Annotated in this window: 20 protein-coding genes and 1 riboswitch; of the genes, 17 read left to right on the top strand and 3 right to left on the bottom strand. The window is 50.0% G+C overall.

Going from position 1 to position 25326, the window contains the following annotated elements; all coding sequences use genetic code 11:
- Positions 1 to 11 precede the first annotated feature (11 nt).
- Together AC0YN0_RS26650 and AC0YN0_RS26645 are read right to left on the bottom strand one after the other, a co-directional pair.
- Positions 12 to 2369, bottom strand: coding sequence for an MMPL family transporter (locus tag AC0YN0_RS26650; RefSeq protein WP_475823993.1), 2358 nt, complete (start codon positions 2367 to 2369; stop codon positions 12 to 14).
- Between the two features lie 46 nt (positions 2370 to 2415).
- The gene (locus AC0YN0_RS26645) at positions 2416 to 3030 is read right to left on the bottom strand and encodes a TetR/AcrR family transcriptional regulator (protein WP_475823992.1); all 615 of its coding nucleotides are present in this window, start codon (positions 3028 to 3030) and stop codon (positions 2416 to 2418) included.
- Positions 3031 to 3232: 202 nt separating this feature from the next.
- Here AC0YN0_RS26645 and AC0YN0_RS26640 point away from each other — a divergent pair, with 202 nt between their 5' ends.
- The 10 genes from AC0YN0_RS26640 (at position 3233) to AC0YN0_RS26595 (ending at position 12649) form a co-directional block, all read left to right on the top strand.
- Positions 3233 to 3667, top strand: coding sequence for a MarR family winged helix-turn-helix transcriptional regulator (locus tag AC0YN0_RS26640; protein ID WP_475823991.1), 435 nt, complete (start codon positions 3233 to 3235; stop codon positions 3665 to 3667).
- Between the two features lie 107 nt (positions 3668 to 3774).
- Positions 3775 to 5538, top strand: a complete 1764-nt coding sequence (locus AC0YN0_RS26635; RefSeq protein ID WP_475823990.1) for an ABC transporter ATP-binding protein — start codon at positions 3775 to 3777, stop codon at positions 5536 to 5538.
- 46 nt (positions 5539 to 5584) lie between these two features.
- On the top strand, positions 5585 to 7321 hold the full coding sequence (locus AC0YN0_RS26630; RefSeq protein ID WP_475824136.1) for an ABC transporter ATP-binding protein: 1737 nt from the start codon (positions 5585 to 5587) through the stop codon (positions 7319 to 7321).
- Between the two features lie 61 nt (positions 7322 to 7382).
- Positions 7383 to 7489, top strand: a riboswitch (guanidine-I (ykkC/yxkD leader).
- Between the two features lie 88 nt (positions 7490 to 7577).
- Positions 7578 to 7919 (top strand): DMT family transporter, encoded by a 342-nt coding sequence (locus AC0YN0_RS26625; protein WP_475824135.1) that lies wholly within the window; start codon positions 7578 to 7580, stop codon positions 7917 to 7919.
- Positions 7916 to 8230, top strand: a complete 315-nt coding sequence (locus tag AC0YN0_RS26620) for a DMT family transporter (protein ID WP_475823989.1) — start codon at positions 7916 to 7918, stop codon at positions 8228 to 8230. Before AC0YN0_RS26625 ends, AC0YN0_RS26620 begins: the two co-directional genes overlap by 4 nt.
- Positions 8231 to 8450: 220 nt before the next feature.
- The gene (locus AC0YN0_RS26615; RefSeq protein WP_475823988.1) at positions 8451 to 8900 is read left to right on the top strand and encodes a MarR family winged helix-turn-helix transcriptional regulator; all 450 of its coding nucleotides are present in this window, start codon (positions 8451 to 8453) and stop codon (positions 8898 to 8900) included.
- 16 nt (positions 8901 to 8916) lie between these two features.
- The gene (locus AC0YN0_RS26610) at positions 8917 to 10713 is read left to right on the top strand and encodes a family 43 glycosylhydrolase (RefSeq protein WP_475823987.1); all 1797 of its coding nucleotides are present in this window, start codon (positions 8917 to 8919) and stop codon (positions 10711 to 10713) included.
- On the top strand, positions 10713 to 11117 hold the full coding sequence (locus tag AC0YN0_RS26605) for a glycosyl hydrolase 2 galactose-binding domain-containing protein (protein WP_475823986.1): 405 nt from the start codon (positions 10713 to 10715) through the stop codon (positions 11115 to 11117). Before AC0YN0_RS26610 ends, AC0YN0_RS26605 begins: the two co-directional genes overlap by 1 nt.
- Positions 11017 to 12312, top strand: a complete 1296-nt coding sequence (locus AC0YN0_RS26600) for a glycoside hydrolase family 2 protein (RefSeq protein ID WP_475824134.1) — start codon at positions 11017 to 11019, stop codon at positions 12310 to 12312. Before AC0YN0_RS26605 ends, AC0YN0_RS26600 begins: the two co-directional genes overlap by 101 nt.
- A 13-nt stretch (positions 12313 to 12325) precedes the next feature.
- Complete coding sequence (locus AC0YN0_RS26595) at positions 12326 to 12649, top strand: hypothetical protein (protein ID WP_475823985.1); 324 nt, start codon at positions 12326 to 12328, stop codon at positions 12647 to 12649.
- Positions 12650 to 12712: 63 nt separating this feature from the next.
- Here the strand turns inward: AC0YN0_RS26595 and AC0YN0_RS26590 are convergent, their stop codons facing one another.
- Complete coding sequence (locus AC0YN0_RS26590; protein ID WP_475823984.1) at positions 12713 to 13522, bottom strand: SDR family NAD(P)-dependent oxidoreductase; 810 nt, start codon at positions 13520 to 13522, stop codon at positions 12713 to 12715.
- 235 nt (positions 13523 to 13757) lie between these two features.
- Here AC0YN0_RS26590 and AC0YN0_RS26585 point away from each other — a divergent pair, with 235 nt between their 5' ends.
- The 7 genes from AC0YN0_RS26585 to AC0YN0_RS26555 all read left to right on the top strand — a co-directional run bounded on the left by AC0YN0_RS26585 (position 13758) and on the right by AC0YN0_RS26555 (position 25266).
- Positions 13758 to 16559, top strand: coding sequence for a family 78 glycoside hydrolase catalytic domain (locus tag AC0YN0_RS26585; protein ID WP_475823983.1), 2802 nt, complete (start codon positions 13758 to 13760; stop codon positions 16557 to 16559).
- A 127-nt stretch (positions 16560 to 16686) separates the two neighbouring features.
- Complete coding sequence (locus AC0YN0_RS26580) at positions 16687 to 18231, top strand: ABC transporter substrate-binding protein (protein WP_475823982.1); 1545 nt, start codon at positions 16687 to 16689, stop codon at positions 18229 to 18231.
- Positions 18232 to 18398: 167 nt separating this feature from the next.
- Positions 18399 to 20186 (top strand): family 43 glycosylhydrolase, encoded by a 1788-nt coding sequence (locus AC0YN0_RS26575; protein WP_475823981.1) that lies wholly within the window; start codon positions 18399 to 18401, stop codon positions 20184 to 20186.
- Between the two features lie 17 nt (positions 20187 to 20203).
- Positions 20204 to 21778 (top strand): glycoside hydrolase family 43 protein, encoded by a 1575-nt coding sequence (locus tag AC0YN0_RS26570; protein WP_475823980.1) that lies wholly within the window; start codon positions 20204 to 20206, stop codon positions 21776 to 21778.
- Positions 21779 to 21961: 183 nt separating this feature from the next.
- Positions 21962 to 23233: a glycoside hydrolase family 1 protein gene (locus AC0YN0_RS26565; protein WP_475823979.1), complete on the top strand. Its 1272-nt coding sequence runs from the start codon at positions 21962 to 21964 to the stop codon at positions 23231 to 23233.
- Between the two features lie 170 nt (positions 23234 to 23403).
- Entirely contained in the window at positions 23404 to 24369 is a 966-nt protein-coding gene (locus tag AC0YN0_RS26560) for an ABC transporter permease (protein WP_441945881.1), read from the top strand.
- A 12-nt stretch (positions 24370 to 24381) separates the two neighbouring features.
- Positions 24382 to 25266: a carbohydrate ABC transporter permease gene (locus AC0YN0_RS26555; protein WP_475823978.1), complete on the top strand. Its 885-nt coding sequence runs from the start codon at positions 24382 to 24384 to the stop codon at positions 25264 to 25266.
- The last annotated feature ends 60 nt before the right edge of the window (positions 25267 to 25326 follow it).

The raw sequence follows: 25326 nt of genomic DNA, 5'->3' as shown, positions 1-25326 counted from the left end.
TGTTCTAGTAATTAGTGAGCCTGGCGAGGGATCGCCTTCGTCTTCTTTTTGCCTGCCGTGCTTTCCTGCTCCTTCAACTGTGCAAGCAGCTTATCGCCTTCGACATCAAGGTTCGGAAGCGACTTATCGAGCCACTTCGGCAGCCACCAGGCTTCATCGCCGAAGATCGCCATGACGGCCGGAACAAGCGCCATACGGACGAAGAAAGCGTCGATCAGGATGCCGATCGCGAGCGCGAAGCCGATCTGCTTGATCATAATATCATGGGCAAAGATAAACCCGGCGAAGACGGATACCATGATGACCGCTGCAGCTACGACGACGCGGGCTGCTTGGTCATAGCCGTGAATGACGCTCTCCTTGCCATGATGCCCATGAACGTAAGATTCGCGCATGGAGCTGACGAGGAACACTTGATAATCCATCGCCAGTCCGTACAGAATGCCGGTAACCATGATCGGCATGAAGCTGAGCAGAGGTCCGCCCGTATCGAAGCCGAACAGGTCATGCACCCAGCCCCATTGGAACACGGCTGTCGTAATCCCGAAAGTGGCGAGTACGCTGAGCAGGAAGCCAACCGTAGCTTTGACCGGTACGATGATCGAACGGAAGACGAGCAGCAAAATAATAATCGAAAGAATGACGATAATGCCGACGTAAAGCGGGAATACCTCAGCCAGCTTTGACGACATATCGATGTTGATTGCGGTGAAGCCGGTAACGCCAACCTTAACGTCATGGTTCTGAGCCATGCTGGAATCGATGTCGCGAAGCTCTTGGACCAAATCTTTCGTTTCTTTGTCCGTTGGCCCAGTCTTCGGAATAAGGCTAATGATCGCCATATCGCCGGTCTTGTTGACACCCATCGGCGTTACGACCGAGACATTGTCATGCTGCTGGAGTTCTTGAACGAGTCCGCCCAGCGTTTCCATCGTTATCGCAGTCGATGATCCTTGCGGCTCAGCGACTAGAAGAAGCGGACCGTTGAAGCCCTCGCCGAAACCGTTCGAAATCGCGTCGTAGCTCTGTCTTGCTGTCGTGTCTAGGTTCGCCGTAGCGCCGGAAGGAATACCCATCTCCATCTTCGCTACCGGAATCGCAGCAGCGCCGAGGATGACGATAACGGCAACGACGATAGCCCAGCGGCCTTTTACGACTGCCGTTACCCAGCGGTGCGCAAATCCATTAGGATTCGTGTTCGCTTGGCTGCTGACTTTCGCGCGTGCTTTGGCCGAGCAGATGCGCTCGCCAACCAGACCGAGCAATGCCGGCAGCAGGGTCAGCGCAACTAATACATTGGCAAGAACGGCTACAGCGGCTACAAGCGCCATTGCGGATAGGAATCCGATACCGATCACAAGCATGCCGCACAAGGCGATAATAACGGTCAAGCCTGCGAAAAACACGGCGCTGCCTGCGGTGCCGACCGCTCGGCTAGCGGCTTCCCGAGCGCTAAGACCTTGCTCGAGGATCATGCGGCGCTGACGGTTCACGATGAACAGCGAGTAGTCGATACCGACCGCGAGTCCAACCATCAAGGCAAGAACAGGCGTTAGATCGGTCATGTGGAACACGTTCGAGAAGGCGAAAGCCCCGCCTACGCTTATGCCTACGCCCATAAGAGCGGTCAGAAGCGGCAATCCCGCGGCAACGACCGAACCGAGCGTCATGAAGAGGACGACAGCCGCGACGGCGATGCCGATTGCTTCCGTCGAGCCGATTGCAGGCTTGGTGGAGAGCGAGTCACTCGGGAGTACAGTTACGCCGGCTTGCTCGACAGGCGATACTGCATCGATGACCAAATCAGGTACTTCTTCGGGCAAAGACATTTGTTGGACAGTGAATTGGAATTGGAATAAAGCAACGCTGCCGTCCGATGCGATCATGACGCCGGGTACGGGGACACCGTCGATCATCATAGGTCCGTATGGCGGCAATTCGCCGGCAGCGGCTTGCTGGGAAGCTGCTGCATCGGCTTGCTCAGTCTGACCGCCTTGAGCAGCGGCATCGGTCATCGATGCACCTGCTTGAGCAGCCAATTCGATCGGATTAATGACATAGTCGAGCGTGTACACTTTATTAACGGCTTCGCTGATTGAGGTCAAACGTTCAGCCGTGTCCAGACGTTCGCCCTTAGGCGCCGTAAATACGATGCTGGCTTGACCGCCAGAAGCTTCCGGCAGTTCAGCCGACAACTGGTCTAACACCTTCTGTGATTCCGTGCCCTCGATTTTCATATCGGAAGTGACATGAATGCCGTTCACTCCAAGTATAGCGAGCACAATTCCGAGGATCGCGATCCAGCTGACAATGAAATACCATGGTTTGGAATAGGCAGCTTTGCCCATTCGGTACAGGAAAGTTGACATGCGTTAGCTTTTCTCCTTTGTTTGCGGAAATATAGGATGTAATGAATTAAAATCCTTTGCGTAAGTAATCGAACATCGTATCCAAATAGTGATCGAAAGTTACCGCATCAGGAGCTTCCGCTGCTGATTCACCAGGAAGCAGCACGCTCATGCTCCCATCAAGCAGGGGCAACACGGCTCCGTATACGGCGCCGACGAGAAGATGCGTGTACCCTTCGGGATAACGTCCGCGGGACAACTCGCTTATCGTTTCCTGTGCCGTTGCTTGCAGACTGCGAAGCGCGCTGAGAATGTACGGCTCAAGTGTCGGATTATGCTTAGAAAGCGAAATAAGCTGTTGCAATTTCGATAGATGCTCGGTTGTCAGTTGCAGCTTCATCAAATTGTACAGGATATCCAGCGGTGTCATGTCCTCGTCTAAGCGTCCGATCCAATCTTCGACCTCATCTGCGCCATGGAAGATGACTGCCGCAGAGGCAACCGCTTCTTCTTTGCAGGAATAATAATTCGCGAACGTTCTTCTAGAATAACCGGCCCGCTGCACAATATCCTCAACGACGAATCCGTCCAACCCTTTCTCAAGAGCAAGTGCGAACGCAGCATCGGCTAGCGAATTGGCGGTAGCTTCTCTTTTCATATCGCGCAAGCTTTGTTTGCTCATCATACCTTCGCCTAAGCGCTCACCTCATTTTATATCTATATTATTGCCCAATGGGCAAACATGCACAATGTGCAAAGTGTTACGATTTTGTGGCGATAGCCAAAGTCGTTAAAACGCTAATCAAAAAGTCGTAATTATGTTAGTCGGCTAACAAGTTTTGAGGTATAATTTAGGAAAGAATGAAAGGATAAGGGGGTGCAGAATGGAAAATGACAGATCGGTTGCGCTGGAGCTTAGAACGGTGAGGAATTTGTTGAAACGGCAGGTTGACGGGTTCATTCACTATAAATACGGCGATCAATTGACCGGCATGCACGGATGGGCGCTGAAGTTTTTCGTCGATAACCGGCACAAGGAGATTTTCCAGCGCGACTTCGAGAACCACTTCCAAGTTAGACGCTCGACCGCGAGCAAGATTTTACAGCTAATGGAGAAGAATAATCTTATCGTCAGACAATCCGTTGCCTACGACGGCAGGTTAAAGCAAATCATTCTTACGCCGATGGCTATCGAGTACTGCGAAGCTATCTTTGGCAAGTATGTCGAGTTAGAGCGCGAATTGAAGAAGGGGTTGTCGCGGGAAGAGCTGGATACGTTTTTTGGCGTGATCGATAAAATTAAAAGCAATCTCGAGTAGCAGCCGCCATAGTTGTTGAAAAGGCTTAAATTAAAGTAGTATAGTAATAAAGCTTATTTACGCTTGCATAGCTAACAATTACAGTAGAGAGAGGGCGCGTTCGGTAGATGCTTAAGATCTTAAAGTATTTTAATCCGAAAAATGTGTGGTTTATTATCATCAGTACCGCTTTTATTGTGCTCCAGGTATGGCTCGACCTGAAGCTTCCCGATTATTTGGCCGAAATTACGAAGCTGGTGCAGACCGAAGGCAACTCCTTGAGTCAGGTCTGGGAGCCGGGCGCCTATATGATGATGTGCGCGATCGGAAGCTTAATCGCTTCTTTCATCGTCGTCTATCTCGTGGCGCAGAGCGCCGCATCGCTTGCTAAGCGACTAAGAGGCCTGCTCTTCGATAAGGTCGAATCGTTCTCGATGGCCGAGATGAACAAATTCTCGACAGCGAGCCTTATTACTAGATCGACGAACGATATTACGCAAGTGCAGACGATCGTGGCGATGGGTCTGCAGGTTATGATCAAAGCGCCAATTCTGGCCGTCTGGGCGGTTGTGAAGATTTCCCACAAGAGCTGGCAATGGACGCTCTCTTCGGGCGTTTCGGTTGCGCTGCTTCTGCTCATGATCGCGATCGTCATCTTGTTCGCCATGCCGAAGTTCAGAGCGATTCAAGGATTAACCGATCAATTGAACCGGGTAACGAGAGAAAGCTTGACCGGTCTGCGAGTGATCCGCGCCTATAATGCGGCTCCGAGCCAAGAAGTAAAGTTCGAACACGCGAACAAGGATTTGACCGACGCCAATCTGTACACAAGCCGATTAATGGCGTTAATGATGCCGGTCATGAGTCTAATCATGAGCGGATTAAGCCTCGCGATCTACTGGATCGGCGCTTATCTGATCGATGGGGCGGATGCGGCGCATAGACTCGGCTTGTTCAGCGACATGGTCATCTTCTCTTCCTATGCCATGCAGATCGTTATGGCCTTCATGATGCTGTCGATGGTATTTTTCATGCTGCCGCGGGCATCGGTATCAGCCAAGCGCGTAATGGAAGTGTTGAATACGGAACCAAGCATCAAGGACGGCAGCTCGAAATCATCTAACCAAGCTAAGACCGGAGAAATTGAATTCCGAAATGTCAGCTTCAAGTATGCCGATTCGGATGAATACGTGCTTCAAGACATCAGCTTCGTTGCGCGCAAGGGCGAGACGGTTGCGTTCATCGGCTCGACGGGCAGCGGCAAGAGTACGCTCATGAACCTGATCCCGAGATTTTATGACGTGACGGACGGAGAGGTGCTCGTAGGGGGCGTGAACGTCAAGGATTACTCGCTTCGTGATTTGCACAACAAGCTGGGCTATGTCCCTCAGAAAGCAGTATTGTTCACCGGAACCGTGACGTCCAACGTCAATTATGGCGATAACGGGAAAGCGGCAGGATCAGCGGACGATGTGAAGAAAGCCGTAGCGATCGCTAAGGGCACAGAGTTCGTCGAGAAGCTTGAAGGCGGCTACGAGGGCAGCGTCTCGCAAGGCGGAACGAACTTGTCGGGCGGCCAGAAGCAGCGGCTATCTATCGCCAGAGCGGTGTTCCGCAGACCAGACATTTATATTTTCGACGATTCCTTCTCGGCGCTTGATTACAAGACAGACCGCCAGCTGCGCTCCATGTTGATGCAAGAAACAGCAGAGGCTACCAATCTGATTGTGGGACAGCGAATCGGAACGATTAAGGATGCCGATCTGATCCTCGTTCTCGACGAAGGCAGAATCGTAGGAAGAGGCACGCACCAAGAGCTGCTGCAGACCTGCGAGGTCTATCGTCAGATCGCTAACTCTCAGTTGTCGAAGGAGGAGCTCGAAATTGGCTAAACCACAACAACCTGCTACCAAACCAAATATCGATTTCAAAGGCACAATGGGCAAGCTGGTCGCGTATTGCAGACCTTACCTTCCTCTTATTGTCGCAGCTTTGCTGCTGTCCGTTGTAGGCACGATATTTACGATTATAGGACCAAGTCAGCTGGAGGCGATGACCGATCACATCACCGCGGGCTTAATGGGTCAGCTCGATATGGACGCGATTGCCCGGATCGGCATTCTGCTCTCTGTCCTGTACGGATTAAGCGTCGTCTTCTCGTACTTCCAGGGCTTCATCATGGCTACAGTCACGCAGAAGGTATCGCGAGGGTTGCGAACGCGCATCTCGCAGAAGATCAATAAGCTGCCGCTGAAATATTTCGACTCCAACAGCAATGGCGACGTGCTGAGCCGCGTGACCAATGACATCGACACGATTGGTCAAACGATGAATCAGAGCATCGGGATGCTCGTAACATCCGTTACGATGCTGGTCGGCTCCTTGATTATGATGTTTATTACGAATGTATGGATGGCGCTCACGGCTATCGTTTCGACCTTCCTAGGATTTGCTTTCATGACCGTGATGATCAAAAAATCGCAAACGCATTTCGTCCACCAACAAGCGAACTTGGGCGCGATGAACGGCCACGTCGAGGAAATCTTCTCGGGTTACGATGTCGTTAAGGTCTATAATGGCGAGCGGAAGGCGAAGGAAACGTTTAACGAAATTAACGATAAACTATATGAAAGCTCATGGAAGTCGCAATTCCTATCCGGCTTGACGATGCCGCTTATGATGTTCGTCGGCAACTTCAGTTATGTAGCCGTCTGTATTGTCGGCGGCGCATTAGCGATGAACAATCACATTTCGTTTGGTGTCATCGTCGCTTTCATGCTCTATGTAAGGTTGTTCTCGCAGCCCCTCGGACAAATCGCGCAGGCCGCAACTACGCTGCAATCGACGGCTGCCGCTTCCGCGCGCGTATTCGAATTCCTGGAGGAGAAAGAGCTCGAGGACGAGAGCGGAAAAACGAAGGTGCTTAAAGACGTTAAGGGCCAAGTCGATTTCCGTCATGTTACGTTCGGTTATAATCCCGATAAGTTGATTATCCATGATTTCTCGGCTCGAGCTTTGCCAGGCCAGAAGATCGCGATCGTTGGGCCGACAGGCGCAGGCAAGACGACGATCGTCAATCTGCTGATGCGATTCTACGAGCTGAACGGCGGGGAAATTGCAATCGACGGCGTTCCGATCCACGAGATTCCTCGAGAAAACGTGCACGAGCAGTTCTGTATGGTGCTGCAGGATACGTGGCTGTTCGAAGGAACGATCAAAGAAAATATCGTCTTCAATAAGCAAGGCGTTACCGATGCCATGGTGAAGGATGTCTGCAAAGCGGTTGGCATTGACCATTTCATCCGGACATTGACGCATGGCTACGACACCGTATTGAACGAGCAAGTGAACCTTTCCGCAGGACAGAAGCAGCTCATTACAATCGCAAGAGCTTTGATCGCGAATGCGCCGCTGCTCATCCTCGACGAGGCGACGAGCTCCGTCGATACGAGAACGGAGCTGCTCATTCAGGAGGCGATGGACCGGCTGATGGCGGGACGCACGTCGTTCGTTATCGCGCACCGACTGTCTACGATCAAGAACGCCGACATCATTCTCGTCATGAAGGACGGCGATATTATCGAGAGCGGCAACCACCTAGAGCTGCTAGCAGCGAACGGCTTCTATGCCGATTTGTACAACAGCCAGTTCGAGCATGATGAAGCTGCAGTGTAATAAGCGACGTATCGGCTTGACAACCGCTCGCATACAACGTATATTTTGATGAAATGAATATAGTGAGGTTCTCTAGGGTTCCGCGGCATGCGATGCAATGCCGGTCCGGTCCGAGAGAGAGCCCGCAGCCAGCTGGCTGCGACACGGAAGGATAAAAGCCTGGGAGATAAACCGCGTTATGCGGTTTATTTCTCGGGCTTTTATTTTTTTTCATTTAATACGCCATACTAACGGCAATATCAAGGAGGAATGAATGATGAACAAAACGTGGTTATCGGTCGTAATTGCAGCGGTATTCGAGGTAGGTTGGGTTATTGGTTTAAAGCATGCGGACAGCGTGCTGGAATGGATAGGAACGGCAATCGCTATTTTTGTTAGTTTTTATTTGATGATCAAGGCTACTCGTACGTTGCCGGTAGGCACCGTATATGCCGTATTCGTTGGTTTGGGAACGGCCGGGACGGTCATAGCTGAGATACTATTGTTCGATGCTGAGGTCCAAGCGATGAAAATGGTATTGATCGCTCTGCTGCTTCTAGGCGTTATAGGCTTGAAGCTCCTTAGTAAAGACAAGAAGAAGGAGGCGAAGGGCGTATGAATTGGCTGTTTTTGATTATGGCAGGCATATTCGAAATGTTTGGCGTCGTCCTTATTAATACATTCAATCAAGCCCGTAACTGGAAACCATTGCTTTTACTGATAGTAAGCTTTGGCCTTAGCTTCCTATTGCTGTCGCTAGCGATGAAGACGTTGCCTATGGGTACGGCTTATGCGGTATGGACCGGGATCGGCGCTTCAGGCGGCGCCATACTCGGCATGCTTATTTACAAGGAGCCTCGCAGTTTCTTGAGGTTACTATGCATAGGCGTGGTGTTGGGCTCGGCGATCGGCTTGAAGCTGGTGGCGTAAATAGGGTCGTTTCAAAGAGTTGTTTTAAAAGACACCCGAGTGGTGTCTTTTTTTATTGGATTCACGTTTATGCTTGTCCTTACGGTCCAAAAAGTCGTGATAGCGATAGCCAATAAGTCTTTAAAGTGTTAGTGAGGGAATGCGTTAACTTTTACAATCAAATCAGATCAAATAAATAAGTAACTTATCTATTCAGAGATACACGCGAAAGGAGAGTCAAATGGATCACGAATCGTTGGAGCTCATGAAAGTTTTCGGGCATCTGTACCGCAAAAATATCGAAGCCCGTATAGACGCTGCTAACCAAAAAATAAATGAAGCCCGTATGATGTCCATCCTCATGGAAAGAGAACATGACCCTATGAGCGTAATGGAACTCAGCGAGTATTTGGGAGTAACTTCTCCATTCGTATCCCAGCTCTTGAACGATATGGTCGAAAGGGATCTCATTGTGCGCGTTAAAGATTCGGCAGACCGTAGGATTGTTAGAGTTTCGTTAACCGAGAAGGGAAAACAGAAAGCCGCCTATGTTCTCCGATATTCCCGCGAGCTTTACGAAGGGCTGGCGGAGCATCTGGGTGCCGAAGAAAGCCGCATGTTGTCCAATCTGCTGCAGAAATCGATCGATTATTTCGATGACAGAATATTTAGTTCAAAAAAAGTGAAATGAAGAGGAGCGATTAACAATGACGTATATGTGCAACCCGATCAATATGGAATACAAATATCAATTCACCGATTCAAGAGGACTTAACGTCACTTATAGGGAAGCGGCCGATCCTTCCATGATTTTGTACAAGGGCCAATATTATTTGTTTCCTTCGATGACGGCGGGGTTTCTTGTCAGCGACAATTTGACCCATTGGACCTTCAACCAGCTGAAGGATGTGCCGGTTTACGATTATGCCCCGGATGTTCGGGTCATCGGAGACTACGTTTATTTCTCCGCATCTAGTAAATCCAAGAACTGTTCATTCTACAGAACGAAAGATCCGATTAACGGCGCGTTTGAAGAAATCGAAGGGACGTTTCCCTTCTGGGACCCGAATCTGTTCTTGGATGACGACGGAAGCATTTATTTCTACTGGGGATGCTCCAATGTCACGCCGCTTTACGGCGTTGAACTAAATCCAGGGAATATGATGCCCATCGGGGAACCGATCGCCCTCGTGCAGGGCAATACTGCGGATATCGGCTATGAAAGAAATGGCGAAAATCACTTGCCTAAGCCTCCGGAAGAAGTCGAGGAGATGGTTAAGAACTACGCGAAAATGAATCCCGGCGTTACGGAGGAGTTCTTGCAAATCATCCGAAAGTCCCTCGGGAATGAAGATCCGTATATCGAGGGAGCGTGGATGGACAAGCATAACGGCAAATACTATCTCCAGTATTCCGCGCCCGGGACGCAATACAACGTGTATGCGGACGGGGTCTACATTTCGGACAGCCCGCTCGGGCCATTTACGCTAGCGAAAAATAATCCGTACTCGTATAAGCCAGGAGGGTTTCTGCCAGGAGCGGGACATGGATCGACCATGGAGGATCGGCACGGAAATTGGTGGCACGCTTCGACGATGAGAGTGAGCGTTAACCATATTTTTGAAAGACGGATTGGGCTATGGCCGGCGGGTTTCGATCAAGACGGGGAATTATTCTGCAATCAACGCTATGGCGATTGGCCGATTCGGATCGACCAAGCATCCATGAATCCATGGAGCAATCCGGAGTGGCTGCTTCTCTCCTATGGCAAGCCGGCCAAGGCATCTTCCTGTGAAAATGGTAAAGAGGCTTCGAAGGCTACAGATGAGAATGTTCAAAGCTGGTGGAAAGCAGCAACCAATGAGCCTGGAGAATGGCTTGAGGTTGATCTGAAGCAGGCTTGCGACGTGCATGCCGTACAAATTAATTTCGCGGACGATCAGTTGAACCTTCCGCTTCCCGAGGGAGCAGCTTTACAGCAAGTCGGAGAAATAAGAAGATACCTCGACGTGCGGAAGCATGTCACCAGATGGCTCCTGGAGGGCTCGGTTGACGGAACCGACTATTTCGTATTGGAAGACAAATCGGAAGCGGGCTCCGATTTACCGCATGATCTTGTTGTAATAGAAGGCGGAGCAAAGGTTCGGTATATCAGATGTACCGTCAAGGAGCTCCCTTTTAACCAGGCCGCATGCATTTCCGGTCTTCGAGTGTTCGGGATCGGACACGGGGAGCAGCCGAAACAAGCAATTGCCGTCCAAACAGTACGGTTAGGCGAATTGGACCTTTCCGTAACGTGGAATGAGCTTGACGATGCCGTCGGATACAACGTGCTTTGGGGGTATGCGCCGGATAAGCTGTATCACAGTCATATGGTATTCGGCGTCAACCAGCTTACCATTAAAGCGTTGATCAAAGGCGAACCGGTTTATGTAAGAGTGGATAGCTTCAATGAAGTTGGGATCACAGAGGGCGAAGTATGCAAGGGAGTTGAGATCGTATAATGATTAAACTATGGAATGAAGCATGGCATTTTTCAAAAACGGCTTTGGATATTCCTCAGGACCTTCCGGTTGACTGGGAAGCGGTGGACCTTCCCCATACGTGGAATGGAAAGGACGGGCAAGACGGCGGAAACGATTATTACCGGGGAACTTGTTATTATGCCAAAAAGCTTAGCAAGGCCGATCTGTCTGCCGGCCAGCTTGTATACCTTGAATTTCAAGCTGCTAATTCGTCAGCGGATGTTTATGTGAACGGGCGCCATGCAGGGCGCCACGATGGCGGATATTCAACATGGAGAGTGAATATTACAGGCTTGCTGGCAGACAAGAGTAACATTTACGATAAGTCAGGCGCGTCTTTGGAATGGACGGAAGGACCCTTTCCTCTATTCTTTGGAAGTTAGATTAGTTGAAAATGGAGAGGAACTGGACAGACGAAATGTCAAATTCGGATGCCGTTCCTTCAAGGTAGACCCAGAGAAAGGATTTTTCCTGAATGGAGAAAGCTACCCGTTGCGCGGCGTAAATCGTCACCAAGACCGCCCGGAAATAGGAAATGCATTATTACCGGAACATCATAAGGAAGACATGGATCTCATTTGCGAAATGGGTGCTACGACGATAAGGCTTGCCCATTATCAGCATGACCAGTATTTTTTGGATCTGTGTGATGAAAGGGGAATGATCGTATGGGCGGAAATACCTTATATTGCGTGCCACATGGTCGGAGGAAAAGAAAATACCGTTTCGCAGATGAAGGAACTGTTCATTCAGAATTACAACCATCCTTCGATTGCGGTTTGGGGATTGTCGAATGAAATAACCATTCTTGGAGCGGACGACGAGGATATGGTGAAGAATCATCGCATCTTAAACGATATGGTTCATGAAATGGACCCAACAAGACTTACGACCTTAGCGGTTATTAAAGATTGTCCAATCGATAAAGAGTATGTCCATATAACGGATGTTGTTTCCTATAATCTATATTTGGGCTGGTATGTTGGGGAAACGCACGAGAATGGCCTGTTTATGGACGAGTTCCATGAGAAGTTCCCGAATAAACCAATCGGATTAAGTGAATACGGTTGCGAGGCGGCATGCAACTGGCATACTTCAACGCCTGGAAAGGGAGATTATACGGAAGATTACCAAGCCCATTATCATGAGGAATTAATCAAGCAATTATTTGTAAGGCCTTATCTATGGGCAACCCATGTTTGGAATATGTTTGATTTTGGCTCGGATGCAAGAGCGGAAGGCGGCAAGGACGGAATCAACCATAAAGGACTCGTTTCCTTTGACAGAAAATATAAAAAAGATGCCTTCTATGCCTACAAAGCTTGGCTGACCGACGAACCGTTCGTTCATATCTGCGGCAAGAGATATGTTGACAGGGTTGAGGAGGTTACCAAGGTTACGATATATTCCAACCAGCCGGAAGTTGAATTGTTCGCCGATGGGAAAAGTGTTGGAAAACAAAGCAGCGATGTGCATTTCTTCTATTTCGACGTACCGATCTCTGGAGAAACAAGGCTGGTTGCAAAAGCAGGACAATGCGAGGATGAAAGCTTGATCAGGAAAGTTGATGTATTTTAATGAAGATTACCGCATGAAGCAACTGAAGGAAGATGGGGATATCATCAACTGGTTTGAGCTTACTGCACCGGATGGATATTACTCCATCCATGATAAGGTAGGAGATGTCGCGAGTCATCCTCAGGCAGCGTTAATCTTACAGGAAATACGTAACCTAATGGCAGGAGCTCAATCGGGTAATGGGTCAGAGAATAGTCAGGCTTCTTCGGCGCCTCAGATGGATGCCAAAATGCAAGAGATGGTCAACCGATTAACGGTTAGAAGAGTTTTTGCAGGCAGGATTCCGAAAGAGAAGATGCTCGAGCTTAACACGGCTTTAAACCGAATAAAAAAATAGACAGTACCAATGAGAAGGGGTTCCCGGCAATAGCGGGGAACCCCTTAGCTGTGTTCATTCCGGTTACTCCAAAATTTCCGGATGTGCCCATTGGACGGGAGTCACCTTGCCCGCATGCGAGCCTGCATCGATCACGATAGCCGAACCGCTGATGTAACGCGCCAAATCTGAGGCTAAGAACAAAGCCAAATGACCGATTTCTTTCGGGTCGCCAAGCTTGCCGCTTGGCGACAGGATTTTCGCGTATTGGGAAACGACTTCCTCGGGTGCTTGTCCCCAGATGGAGGTTCGGAACGTTCCCGGACAAATCGCATTGATGGAGATGTTGTAAGGCGCGTAATCGAGGGCGGCGCTCTTCGTCAGACCGACCACGCCATGCTTCGCGGAAGCATAAGTCGCCATGGAGCTGTTGCCCAATATCCCTGCTTGGGAAGCAACGTTAATGATGAATCCTCCGGTCGACTTGGACTTCAGAATCGCTTCGACGGCGAACTTCATCCCAAGGAAGACGCCGCGCAAGTCGATGGCCATTAATCGATCGAACTCAGCCACCGAGAATTCATGCGTGGGCCTGCTCTCGGCTGCTATTCCGGCATTATTCACGAGACCGTCTAATCGGCCGTACGTCGCGACAGCGAAATCGACGAGTCCTTGTACTTCATCCTCTTTGCTTACATCCGATTTGAAGAAGACTGCCTCTCCGCCCGCTGCACGAATCTCCTCGGCGACCTTCGATCCCTTGTCGGCATTGATATCGGATACGACGACCTTCATGCCGTTCTCCGCATAACATTGCGCAATCGACTTGCCAAGACCGTCCGCAGCGCCTGTGACAATAGCAACCTTCCCTTTTACACTGGAAAAATCCGTCATCTATTCTCCTCCTATGTTGAACGTTTACCTGTCACCTCCACCTTAAAACAATCCGGCTTGTTTCTCTAACGCTTTTACGACTTTACGGATGGAATTTATACGACTTTTTATTAAACCTATATGGTCGTCATAACGACATCCAAAAAGTCGGCTAAGTGTTAGTCCGCGTATAATCCGGAATGGTATCGTGAAGAAGGAAAGAAATACAACGGAAATGGTACAGGAGGTTACAAATATGCTAGAAGCAGTGTCTTTGCGAACGGAATATCTGGAAAATCCATTGGGGCTGGATTCGGACAAGCCTCGTCTGGGTTGGAAGCTTCGAAGCGATGGGGGAAATGTGCTACAATGCGCATATCAATTGCAAGCATCCGAAACCTTGGGTTTCGTTAACTTAACATGGGACAGCGGGAAGCTGGATACGAGCCAATCGCAGCATGTCTTGTACGCCGGTACCGAATTGCAATCGATGCAGCGCATCTATTGGCGGGTTAAAGTATGGAACAACAAAGGAGAGGAATCGCCGTTCAGCGAGCCTGCGTATTTCGAAACCGGATTGTTACACTCTTCGGATTGGAAGGGACGTTGGATCGATCCGGAGAAAGAGGTAGACATCGACGCTTATAAGCCTGCTCCTTATATACGGAGAGAGTTCGACGTAAAGAAAGGCCTCGTCTCGGCAAGAGCCTACTTGACGGCGAGGGGATTGTACAGCTTCTTTTTGAACGGGACCCAGGGTACGGACCACTTGTTTACGCCGGGATTCACCTCCTACCACAAGAGGCACCAGGTCCAAACCTATGATGTGACTAGCCTTCTGAGTGAAGGTGCGAATGCGCTCGGTGTTATTCTCGGGGACGGCTGGTGGAGAGGGACTACTGGCGGGGCCAGCCTGAAAAACAACTTCGGCTATAAAGTGGCTTTTTTGGGACAACTGGTGTTGACCTACGAGGACGGCAGCAGCGACATCATCGCCAGCGACGATTCCTTCAAGACGACGTCCCGCGGACCTTTGCGTAAGACGGATATGAAGGCGGGAGAAATATACGACGCTACGATCGATATCGAAGGATGGAACAAGAGGGGGTATGACGATTCCGCATGGGAACAAGTCGCCGTCACGGAGGACGGATACGACAATTTAATCGGAACGAACAGTGTGCCCGTAAGAACGAAAGAACGTTTCACGCCTAAAGTGCTGCAGACGCCGAACGGAGAAACGGTATTGGACTTCGGGCAAAATATCGCCGGCTGGGTCGATATGAAGGTTCAGGGAGGCGCGGGTACGGAGGTCGTTCTCATCCATGGAGAAGCGTTGGATAAGAACGGAAACTTCACGTTGCAAAATCTTGCGGGACATGGAGAATTGGACGATTTCCAAGAGGTTCGTTACATTCTAGCGGGCAATGGTGTGGAAAGCTACCACCCGCAGTTTGCCATCTTCGGCTTCCGTTACGTTCTGCTGAAAAATTATCCGGGTACCATCGATCCGCATAACTTTTCGGCGGTTGCGGTCTATTCCGATATGGAAGAGACGGGCGGGTTTACCTGCTCGAATCCGTCGATCAATCAGCTCGTATCCAACTCGATATGGAGCCAGAAGGGCAACTTTATGGAGGTTCCTACCGACTGCCCGACACGGGAGAGGGCGGGATGGACGGGGGATGCGCAGGTCTATGCCAGAACGTCGTCCGATTTCATGAATGTGTATCCTTTCTTCGAGAAGTGGATGGCCGATCTAGCAGCCGAGCAGTTCCAAGACGGATCGGTGCCAAGCACGGTACCTACTGTAATCGGATACCACAACTTAGCTGAGTATGAGCGGCTTTCCAAGACGAGCACCAATCCGATGATGGCGTTTCGCAAGCCGGGAGTGGCCAGCATGCTCGACGGCTCCTCAGGCTGGGGAGATGCGGCCGTCATTATCCCGTGGACCATGTACCTATGCTATGGCGACAAGTCGATTCTGGAGAAACAGTTCGATTCCGCGAAGGCGTGGGTGGATTATATGGCCGCAAGCGCGAAAGAATCGAATCTACGATTTAAGGACACCCCGGTTTATCAGAATTATACCGGCGGGGAGCTTGACGCGAATTATGTGTGGGATACGAAGTTCCATTGGGGAGAGTGGCTGGAGACCGACACGGAATTTACGGATCTGGCTGCGCTTTTGACGAAAACGGGGGGATGCTTCCCTGACGTTTCCACGGCTTATTTTGGCTATTCCACCAGAATGCTTGCCGAAATGGCGCAGGTGCTTGGAAAAGCCGAAGAAGAAACGAAGTATCGGGAGCTATACGGCAAAATCAAGCGTGTCTACAATCAGTATTTTATTAAAGAAGACGGTCAAATTCTTGAAGGTAGGCAAGCGCCGAATGTCCGAACGCTTGCATTTAATTTAGCGGATGATAATAAAAAACAAGCCGTCGCAGACAGCTTGGCACAATTGGTCGCGGAGCAAGACTTTCATCTGAATACGGGTTTCCTGTCGACGCCGTTCATTCTTCAAGTGCTGGCGGATTACGGATATGCGGAGATTGCTTTCAAGTTGCTGGAGCAACAATCGTGCCCGTCGTGGCTGTATGCCGTCAGCAAGGGGGCGACGACGATCTGGGAAAGCTGGAGAGGAATGAAAGAGGACGGCGAGTTGTCTGGATCGCTCAACCATTATTCGTACGGAGCCGTATGCGATTTTCTCTTCGCGGGCATAGCCGGAATCCGCCCGGTTTGGGATGAGCCAGGCTATAAGCATTTTATTTTGAAACCGTTGCATGGAGGAACGCTTACTCAGGCGTCCGCTACGTTCGAATCCCTCTACGGTACGATTGGGTCGAGCTGGGAAAAGACGGGACAAGGGATCGCCTATCGTTTCGAAGTGCCGGCCAATACGACGGCGACGATCATGCTTCCGGGGAATCATGACGACCTGAAGAGCGGATTCGAGGAGTTCCCGGATGCGCGTTACGAAGATGGACGAATCCTCTTTACGGCGGGAAGCGGCGAGTATCGCTTTACCATTTCTGCGCAAAATTCATGAATGAGCACATCTCGTAATCTGAACAAGTCGCGAAAGCGTTATCAGAAAAGTCGTCAAAGTGTTAGTCGGCATTAGGGCATAGCGATACGATGAAGGTGTAAGCTAACGATAAATGAGGGGGATTGCAATGAGAAAGAATTTGAGGTTTATTGTTTTGACACTTGCAGCGGTCATGTTGATGGGGTTGTTCAGCGCATGCTCGTCGTCTAACAACAACGAAAAAAACGCTGCAACAAACAATCCGTCGAATACGGGCCAGGAGTCCGGCGGTAGTTCGAACGAAGCAATAAAAGATCCTTTCGAAATCACGCTTGCGTTGCCAATCATTGGTGCAACACCGGCGGATATTGGGCTGGTTCAGGAAGAAATGAGCAAGATCACGAAAGCGAAAATTAACGCAACCGTAAAGATTTTGCCGATCAGCATCGGCACATGGACGCAGCAAATGAATTTGATGTCATCCAGCGGCGAGAAGCTGGACTTGTTGTTCGAATTTGGCCAAGGCTACAGCGCCGATATGGCAGCAGGGAAAATTATTTCGTTGGACAGTCTCTTGGATCAATACGGCGAGGGCATCAAACAAGCGATTGGACCCGAATATTTGGCAAGCGCCAAGCTTAAAGGAGAAACATACGGCGTACCTGTATACAAGGACTATACAACCGGAACAAATTCGATCCTCATGGATAAAGCGCTGGTGGAAAAACATAAGATCGATGTAACCTCCATCAAAGGACTCGATGATCTGGATCAGATATTTAAGACGATTAAGGACAATGAGCCCGGCATTGTACCGTTTGCGGTAGGATTATCCGTTCCTTCGGATAAGTATGGTGAATATGACAGACTGGGTAATCGTTTTGGTGTTCTACCTGGATTCGACAACGGGCTTAAGATTGAAAACATATTTGAGTCCAAAGAGTACGAAGACTACTTGAACAAGATGCACAGCTGGTTTAAAGCGGGCTATATCAACAAAGACGCAGCTACAAGCCAAATCAACGGCACGGAAATGGTTAAGGCGGGCAAAGCCTTTTCTTACTTCGACGGTCTTAAGGTCGGAGGGGCGGAAGTACAAAGCGCCGCAGCAGGCAAAGAACTCATCGCTGTACCGATCTCGTCGAACACCTATGCGACAACAACCGATGCTACGGCGGGATTATGGGCAATCTCCAACAATTCCAAAAATCCTGAAAGAACGATGATGTTCCTGGACCTCATGTATACGGATAAGGATCTTACCAATTTGTTCTTATGGGGCATCGAGGGCAAACACTATGTGAAGGTAAACGAATCCACGATTGATTATCCGGAAGGCGTAGAAGCGACGACGGTAGGATATTCCCTTCAAACATGGATGGTGCCTAACCAATCCATCGGCTATATTCGGACTTCTGACTTGCCGAATGTATGGGAATTAACGGCGGAAGCGAATCAAAAAGCGATCAAATCGAAAGCGCTTGGCTTTGCATTCAACTCGGAGCCGGTTAAGAACGAAATTACAGCTCTCAACAACGTAATCGAACAATATAGAAAAGCACTGGAGTCGGGAACCTTCGATCCGGCAGACAAACTTCCAGAGCTCAGAGAGAAGCTTAAGTCGTCAGGGATCGATAAAGTCATCGCGGAAAAGCAAAAGCAGTTGGACGAGTGGGCGGCATTGAATAAATAAGAAAGGCAAGAGGGTTCGACCACTAAGACAGCACAGGGCTTAATGGAACGCTTGGACGCATCGATCTGAAGCAGCTTGATCGGATCGATGCGTCGCTCGAAGCGTCATTCATTAGGCCCTGCATTCTATTACGACACCGAATCTCTACAAAAGTGAGGGATTTAAATATGATGCAGAATATAAATTATTTATGCAATCCGATTAACATCAGCTACAAGTACCAATTCAACAAAAACATGGGCGGCGAAATTTCTGTTTCCCGCGAGGCAGCCGACCCGTCAATGATTATGTTTATGGGCAGATATTATATATTCCCGTCGATGACCTGCGGTTTCTTGTACAGCGACGACATGGCAGAATGGAAGTTCTATTCTCTTAAAAGCCTGCCGGCCTACGATTACGCTCCTGACGTTAGAGTTGTTGGCGACTATGTATATTTCTGCGCATCTTCACACGAAAGCTGTAGCTTTTACCGTACGAAGGATTTATTCAGCGACAAGTTCGAAGAAATCAAGAGCGCATTCCCATTCTGGGATCCGAATCTGTTCGCGGACGATGACGGACGAATCTATTTTTACTGGGGCTCTTCACCGACCTTGCCCCTCTATGGCATAGAACTCAACCCTGCAGACATGATGCCTATCGGCGAGAAAAAAGAGCTGATCGTCAGTAACGTCAACGATCTTGGCTATGAAAGATCTGGGGAAAACCATGTGCCACCGCGTTCACCCGAACAAATTGCCGAAATGCTAAAAGGATTTGAGCAAGGTTCAGAAGGTATGTCAGAAGAGCTGAAAAATTCGGCACTGGCATACATCACAGGTGCGCCTTATATCGAGGGAGTGTGGATGAATAAGTATAATGGCATCTACTATCTGCAATATGCAAGTTCCGGCTCGCGTTATAACGTGTATGGAGATGGGGTTTACGTGGGGGACAGCCCGCTGGGCCCTTTCAAGCTTGCAAAGAACAATCCGTATTCCTATAAGCCTGGTGGATTTATCCCTGGAGCCGGACACGGCTCCACTATGGAGGATAAATATCGGAATCTGTGGCATATCGCCACCATGCGCATTAACAAGAACCACCATTTCGAACGCCGCATTGGCATTTGGCCGGCCGGCTGGGATCATGACGGGGATCTGTTCTGCAACCAGCGATACGGGGACTGGCCGATCAGTGTAGAGCAGGCAAAGCTCGACCCTTGGGCAAAGCCGGAATGGATGCTTCTCTCCTTCGGCAAAACGGCGAAGGCTTCATCTTGTGCGGAGGGTAAAATCCAAACCAGCGTAACCGATGAAAACGTGCAGACCTGGTGGAAGGCATCTTCGAACAAGCCGGGCGAGTGGATAGAGGTAGACCTCGGCAAAGAATACGATGTTCATGCGGTACAGATTAATTTTGCAGACGATGGTTTTTCCCTTCCTCTTCCAGAGGGGGCAGAACTTAAGGGCGCGCTGCACGAGCAACGATGGATTGATGAAACTCCGCAGCCGACGCGATGGAAACTTGAGGGCTCGGCAGATCGCAGTAACTACTTCGTCATCGAGGACAAGAGCGACGTTAACACCGATCTTCCCCATGACTTAGTAGTCAACGATAAGGGAATAAAGGCAAGATATATTAGACTCACAGTAGTGGCTCTTCCATATGGACAGGCTGCCTGCGTATCCGGATTGCGAATATTCGGACTTGGCAGCGGCAAGGCCCCCGAGAAGGCAACGGAACTTACCGTAAATCGCGTAGGCGATCTCGACCTTGATGTAAGCTGGAAGGGTAACGGTACCGGCTACGTTGTGGAGTGGGGATATGCGCCTGACAAGCTGTATCACAGCTGCCAGGTTTTCGAACAGAGCGTAAGAATAGGAGGACTCGTCAAAGGGCAGGAAACCTATGTAAGGATAGATAGCTTCAACGACAGCGGCATCACAGAAAGTGTCGTAATCAAGGTATAACTGAGGGGGAATAAGCTATGGCATCATTTAAAAATCCGGTTATCCCGGGCTTTCATCCCGATCCCAGCGTTTGCAGGGTAGGAGAAGATTACTATCTGGTCACGAGCTCCTTCGATTATTTTCCGGGCATTCCGATCTTTCATAGCAAGGACTTGATAAACTGGCGTCAGTTGGGGCATGTGTTGACAAGAGAGAGTCAACTTCCGCTCAAGGGTATGCTCCCGCAGGGATATTCCCAAGGGATTTATGCGCCAACGATTCGTTATCACGACGGGCGCTTCTACGTCATTACGACGAACATTTCCATCCATAAAAGCTTCTATGTGTGGGCGGAAAGTCCGGAAGGGCCTTGGTCTGAGCCGATCTATCTTGAAGGATGGGGCGGCGTAGATCCGTCCTTGTTATTCGATGAAGATGGCAACGTGTATTTGACGGGTACGGCCAACTTTTATGGGGAAAGCGCAGGTATTTACCAAGCGGAGATCGATATCGCAAGCGGGACATTATTAAGCGAGCGGCGGCTGATATGGGAAGGTACGGGAGGAAGCCACCCCGAAGGTCCGCATTTGTATCGGATTAACGGGTGGTATTATCTCATGGTGGCCGAGGGCGGAACGGAATACGGACATATGGAAACGATCGCGCGGAGCCGCAGCCCGTACGGTCCGTTCGAGAGCAATCCGGCGAACCCGATCCTCTCCAATCGAAGCACGCCTAAGCCGATTCAGGGGACGGGACATGCCGATCTCGTTCAAGCAGCAGACGGCAGCTGGTGGTGCCTGTTTCTAGGCATCCGGCCGGTCGCTAACGCGAAACGCCATATTCTGGGCCGAGAGACGAATTTGGCGCCCGTCGCTTGGAACGAAGAAGGATGGCCGGTTGTCGGCAATGACGGCAGAGTCGAGCTTGAGCACGATGCCGGAAGCTTGCCGTTAGGAGATTCTGCCGAGTGGGTAGAACGCGATGATTTTGATTCGAACAAGCTGCGGCCAGCTTGGAATTTTTACCGGAACCCCGTCCCGGAGTCGTGGTCTCTGACGGACCGGCCGGGATGGTTGACGCTCAGGGGGCAGGCCTGCACCTTGAACGACAAAGAATCGCCGGTGTTCGTCGGCCGCAGACAGCAGCATCTGAATTGCGAGGTCAAGACTCTAATCGAATTTGGGCCGATGAACGACGGCGAAGAGGCCGGACTTGCCGTATTCATGAATGAGAAATTCCATTACGAGGTTGCCAAGACGATGAAGGACGGCAAGCCTAAGCTTGTCCTTAGGCGCCGTGTCGGAAGCATGTCGCTTCTCGAAGCGGAAGTGGATTACGACGAACCGACGGTTATTCTCGGTGTACAAGCGAACGAAGTAATATACACGTTCACGTATGCTGCTCCCGGCAAGGAACCCGTTGTGATTGGCAAGGGAGAGACAGCTTTTCTCTCCAAGGAAGTCGCGGGCGGCTTTACCGGCGTGTTCTTCGCGATGTATGCGACCGGAAATGGGAGAAACTCGCATGAACCGGCCCATTTCGACTATTTCAACTATGTCCCTTTGGAAGATAAACCGATGGATTTTTTCACGATCATGTCATTAGCTTAGCGAATAACATGGATTCCCGTTCTTTCACGAACGGGAATTTTTTTGGTTTGCCGGAATGACGTCTTCGGCTTGGGAAGTCGTGAAACCGTTAGCGGATTAGTCGCAATAACGTTAGTTGGCCCTACGGGAATTGAATATGATGAATGAGAGAGTATAGACAACACTAGAGAGGAGAAATTCAATATGACAAGTCGTTTTCCCGATGGTTTCTATTGGGGGGCCTCGACGGCCGCTCATCAGGTAGAAGGAAACAATACCCACTCCGATTTTTGGCTTATGGAAAATTTGGAGGGATCGATTTTTAAGGAGCGTTCAGGCAGCGCCGTAGACCACTATCGGCTGTTCAAGGAAGACATTGCGCTGCTCTCCTCGTTCGGATTGAATTCGTATAGATTCTCCATCGAATGGGCGAGGATTGAACCGGAAGAGGGGCGTTTCGATCCGGCAGCCATTGAACATTATCGGGACGTATTGTTGGCATGCAAAAGCTCGAATGTAACGCCGATTGTCACGCTGCATCATTTCACGACGCCGCAATGGCTCATTCGCGCTGGCGGTTGGGAGTCGTCTGAGACGCCTGCCCGTTTTGCCCGTTATTGCGCCCATGTGATGAGGGAATTAGGCGAATTAATCCCTTACGTTTGCACGATCAATGAAGCGAATATCTCTATCGGAATCGCGAAAATCATAAAGCGGCATCAATCCGGGGGAGGCCAAGCCCAAGTTGGCATCAATACGGATAGCATGAGCCAGATGCAAAAATATTTCATGGCGTTAGGACAAGCATTCGGCGTACATCCGCAAGAGGTGCACTCTTTCCTCGGTGCCCGCACGGAGAAAGGGCTTGAGGTCATCTTCAAGTCGCACACGGAGGCGAGAAGCGCGATTCGTCAGGTGAGTCCGAATACCCGGATCGGATTGTCTTTGTCGCTGTATGACATTCAATCGATCGCAGGCGGGGAAGAGCTGGCGGCTGAAGCTTATCACGAAGAGTTTCTGCGGTTTCTTCCTTACCTGCAAGACGACGATTTCTTTGGCTTGCAAAATTATACCCGCATGGTATACGGTCCGGATGGTCTTCTGCCGGTTCCCGCGGATGCGGAGAAGACCCAGATGGGGAACGAGTATTATCCGGAAGCGCTTGGGGGAGCCGTTCGTTTCGTTTCCAAGCATTTGAAGCAGCCGATTATGATCACGGAAAACGGAATCGCGACGGACAACGATGAACGCCGCATTGCTTTCATTGATCAAGCATTGAAAGGCGTACAAGCTTGTATATCGGAAGGAGTTCCGGTCATTGGTTATATGCACTGGTCTCTGCTCGATAATTTCGAATGGCAGCTCGGCTTCTCGAAGACGTTCGGATTGATTGAAGTGGACCGGTCAACGCAAGAACGAAAACCCAAACCGAGTGCGTATCATCTAGGAAGCATCGCTAGGAATAATTCAATATAAGAGCATTAGAAGCCGGATCCTGGAGAGGATCCGGCTTCAAAATTAAGCGGGGGGAAAAGTCGTCAAACCGTTATCGAAAAAGTCGTCATTCCGTTAGTTGGCCGTACGGCCATCCCGTATGATAAGGATAGTCAGAAATAGAAAACAGATGAACAGGAAGGGGAACGACAATGGCACAAGCCTCCGCGGTAAATGCCCAAAAAGCAGTAAAGAAACCACTCAAAAGGAAAACCCAATATCGGAAATATGCGCCGCTTCTGATTATGATGATTCCAGGTCTTCTTTACATTCTAATCAACAACTATCTCCCTATGCTCGGGATCGTCATTGCATTCAAGGACGTGAACTTTGCCAAAGGCATTCTGCAGAGCGATTGGGTTGGATTCGCCAACTTCGAGTACCTATTCAAGACTACGGATGCGTACATCATAACGCGCAACACGATTCTCTATAACCTCGTGTTCATTATTCTAGGAACGGTGCTTTCGCTGGCCGCAGCGATTCTGCTGAACGAAATCAAGAGCAAGGTGCTGGTTAAGACGTACCAGAGCATCATCACGCTGCCGCATCTGATCTCCATGGTTATCGTCGGTTATCTCGGCTTCGCTTTCTTAAGCCCGGACACGGGGTTCCTTAACCGGACGGTGCTGCCATGGTTAGGCATCGAAGAAGGGATTTCGTGGTATACGGAAAATAAGTATTGGCCTTGGATTCTGACCTTGGTCCATTTCTGGAAGGCCATCGGTTATTCCAGCATCGTATACTTCGCAGCGCTGCTTGGCATTGACGAAGAATATTACGAGGCGGCCAGACTTGACGGCGCTACCCGCTGGCAGCAAATCCGCCACATCACGTTGCCGATTATTGTACCGGTCATCACCATGCTGACACTGCTAAATATCGGACGAATTTTCTACTCCGACTTCGGATTGTTCTATCAGGTGCCGATGAACTCCGGGGCACTGTTCGAGACGACTTCCACGATCGACACTTACGTCTTCCGAGGACTGATGGGCTCAGGCGACATCGGAATGTCCACGGCGGCGGGCGTCTATCAATCGATCGTCGGCTTTATCCTCGTCATCGTCGCGAACCTTGTCGTAAGGCGTTCAAATAAAGATAATGCTTTGTTCTAAGGAGGTCCTAATATGAAAAACGAAGATAGATTTATAACCTGGTTCAGCCATATTTCGATGTTTCTATTCGCCGCCGTTTGTCTCATTCCGTTCCTGCTGCTCATATCGGCATCCTTGACGGATCAGAATGCGATTACCGCTCACGGCTATTCCTTCATTCCTCAAGTGTTCAGTACGTCGGCTTATGAATATTTGCTGGACAGAGGCTCGGACATCGCCAGAGCTTACGGGATTACGGTATTCGTTACGGTCTTTGGCACCGTAGTGGGGTTGGCCATTACGATATTGCTGGCTTATCCGCTTTCCAGAAGAGAAACGCCGCACCGAAATTTGCTCATGTTCATTATTTTCTTTACGATGCTGTTCCATGGGGGGCTCGTTCCCTCGTATCTGGTCTACGCCCAATTGCTCGATTTGAAAAATTCGATTTGGGCGCTTATCGTACCCGGGCTGCTCACGAACGGTTTTTATATCATGATGATGCGAACGTTTTTCCAGTCGACCGTGCCGCCGGCGTTAATCGAATCGGCGCAGCTGGACGGAGCGGGTGAGTACCGGACGCTTTGGTCCGTCGTACTGCCGCTGTCGACTCCTGTCGTTGCGACAATCGGCTTGTTTACCTGCATCATGTACTGGAACGACTGGCAGAACGGGATGATTTACATTACCAACCCCGAGCTGTTCAGCGTACAAAATCTGCTTAACCGAATTATGCAAGATATTCAGTTCATTACGACCAATTTGACCGCCAACGCGGGCGAGGCCATGCAGCAGATGCCGACCGACTCGGTTAAGATGGCCATTGCGGTAATCGGCGTGTTGCCGATTCTGGTCGCCTACCCGTTCTTCCAAAAGTACTTCATTAAAGGAATTATGATCGGTGCCGTAAAAGGGTAAGCTGATCGCAATAGAGGTCCAAACGCCGCAGCCTTGCACGAGGTTGTGGCGCTTGGACTT

Source organism: Paenibacillus sp. J22P218 (assembly GCF_056269195.1).
The sequence above is the reverse complement of the archived record's forward strand: the minus strand, read 5'-3'. Positions and strand labels throughout refer to the sequence as shown.